Below are 2,398 nucleotides of genomic sequence, written 5' to 3' on the forward strand. Positions count from 1 at the left end.
AAACTTAAAATTATAGCGGCCTTTCTACCACCGCTCGGTCGAGGTGCCCTCAAATCACCCACTCATATCCGCGAAGAGCCTTTTTTAAAAACCACAAAAGTTTTTCGACTGAAAAGAAGACACGTCAAGCGTCTCCGAATACCCCAACAGCTGCAGTCTCCTGCAATCGAATGGATCGCGGAATGGAAAATAAAAAGCCCCGCTAAAGTTAGCGGAGCTTTTTTTGATTCTAAATGCGGGGGATTGTTTCGTCGCCTACGGCTCCTCGCAATGACACCATTTTATTGTCTATGCTCTACAAGTACCGTTACAACATGCGGATCGGCCAAGGTCGATGTATCGCCAAGATTTGAGACGTCGCCTTCGGCTATCTTGCGCAAAATTCTGCGCATGATCTTGCCTGAACGTGTCTTAGGCAGGGCGTCCGCGAACTGTAACTTGTCGGGAGACGCGATAGGGCCTATCTCCTTGCGAACGTGGGCAACAAGCTCTTTCTTAATGACGTCGTTCGCCTCATTGCCTGTCTTAAGCGTCACGTAGGCATATATTCCCTGTCCCTTGATCTCGTGCGGATAACCGACAACGGCCGCTTCGGCTACTTTCGGGTGGGAAACAAGGGCCGATTCAACTTCAGCCGTACCGATGCGGTGGCCGGAGACGTTAAGAACGTCATCGATCCTGCCCATCAGCCAGAAGAATCCGTCTTCGTCCTTGCGGGCCCCGTCGCCGGTGAAATACACTCCGGGGAAACGGCTGAAATATGTGTCTTTGAAACGCTGGTGTTCACCGTAAACGGTTCTCATGATCCCGGGCCACGGCTCGGTGATGACAAGATATCCGCCTTCGTTAACACCAACTTCATTGCCCTGCTCATTGAAGATCTTAGGGACCACTCCAAAGAAGGGGACCGTTGCGGCGCCCGGCTTTGTGGGGATAGCGCCCGGAAGCGGCGTGATAAGGATCCCGCCGGTCTCGGTCTGCCACCAGGTATCAACGATAGGGGCCTTTTCGTTCCCTACGTTCTTGTAGTACCATATCCATGCTTCAGGGTTGATCGGCTCTCCGACGCTTCCCAAAATGCGGAGCTTGCTTAAATTATGCTTCTTGGGCCACTGTTCACCTTCGCGCATGAGCGACCTGATAGCTGTCGGGGCCGTGTAGAAGATGCTGACATTGTGCCTTTCGCAGACGTCCCAGAAACGGTCCGGATGCGGATAGTTGGGAATGCCTTCGAACATCACCTCGGTCGCGCAATTAAGGAGCGGGCCATAGGCTATGTAGGTATGTCCCGTGACCCAGCCGATATCGGCGGTGCACCAGAAGATATCGTTATCGTGATAATCAAAAATATACTTGAACGTGGTCGCTGCAAAGACCATGTAGCCGCCGGTGGTGTGTAGAACGCCCTTTGGCTTTCCAGTTGAACCGGAGGTGTAAAGGATGAAGAGGGGATCTTCGGCGTCCATCTCCACAGGTTCGCACGTAGGTTTTGCGTCCTTCATTACATCGCTCCACCAGACATCGCGACCCGACCTCATGGGAACGTTCCCGTCGGCGTGCTTGAATACCACGCAGGTCTTGATGGGCTTACCGGCCTTTTCGCAGGCTTCCATTGCGGCATCGGCCGTTGTCTTCATCGGGATCTTCTTGGCGCCCCTGAAGGCGTCGTCGCAGGTGATGAGGAACGTGCAGCCTGAATCTAAGATCCTGTCGCGGAGGGCGTCGGCCGAGAAACCGCCGAACACTATGCTGTGAATGGCTCCGATGCGTGCGCAGGCAAGCATTGCAACCGTCAGCTCAACCACCATCGGAAGATAGATGGATACCCTGTCGCCCTTCTTCACGCCCTTGTCCTTGAGGACGTTGGCGAACTTGCAGACATCGGTATAGAGCTCTTTGTATGTTGTCTTTTTGATCTGGCTTGTCTCATTACCTTCCCAGATGATGGCGATGCGGTCGCCCTTGCCGTTCTCAATGTGACGATCGAGACAGTTGACAGTGATATTGGTCTTTCCACCTTCGAACCACTTGATATCTATGTTGTTGGTGAAATCGTAGCTTCTTACCTTGCCCCATGGTTTGTACCAGTGGAACGTCTTGGCCACGTCGCCCCAGAACCCCTCCGGGTCCTTTATTGAGCGGTCATACATCTTTTTGTACTCGTCGTAAGTCTTGACCCAGGCGTTCTTTGAAAGTTCCGCCGGGGGATCGAACTTCCGGTTCTCTACCGACATCGATGTTATCGACATAAACCCTCCTTATTAAGGTTGTTAAAAAGTAATATAAAAGTAGTTCAATAGTTGTTTATGGGCACCTCTAAAAACCCATTGGCGTGTCATTGCGAGGGAGCGTAGTGACCGAAGCAATCTCCATAAATCAAGTGTTTGCTTAGAGATTG

1 protein-coding gene is annotated in these 2,398 nt (G+C 52.1%); it reads right to left on the reverse strand.

Features of this window, described 5'->3' with window-relative positions:
* Nucleotides 1-281: 281 nt before the first annotated feature.
* The gene (acs, locus tag COV46_03215) at nucleotides 282-2,234 is read right to left on the reverse strand and encodes an acetate--CoA ligase (protein PIR17669.1); all 1,953 of its coding nucleotides are present in this window, start codon (nucleotides 2,232-2,234) and stop codon (nucleotides 282-284) included.
* Between the last annotated feature and the right edge of the window lie 164 nt (nucleotides 2,235-2,398).

The sequence above is a fragment of the Deltaproteobacteria bacterium CG11_big_fil_rev_8_21_14_0_20_49_13 genome, assembly GCA_002796305.1.
Classification (GTDB): Bacteria; UBA10199; UBA10199.

Bases quoted from the DNA above. Each gene is read 5' to 3' on its own strand.
- acs (PIR17669.1), bottom strand. From the start codon at position 2,234: ATGTCGGTAGAGAACCGGAAGTTCGATCCCCCGGCGGAACTTTCAAAG.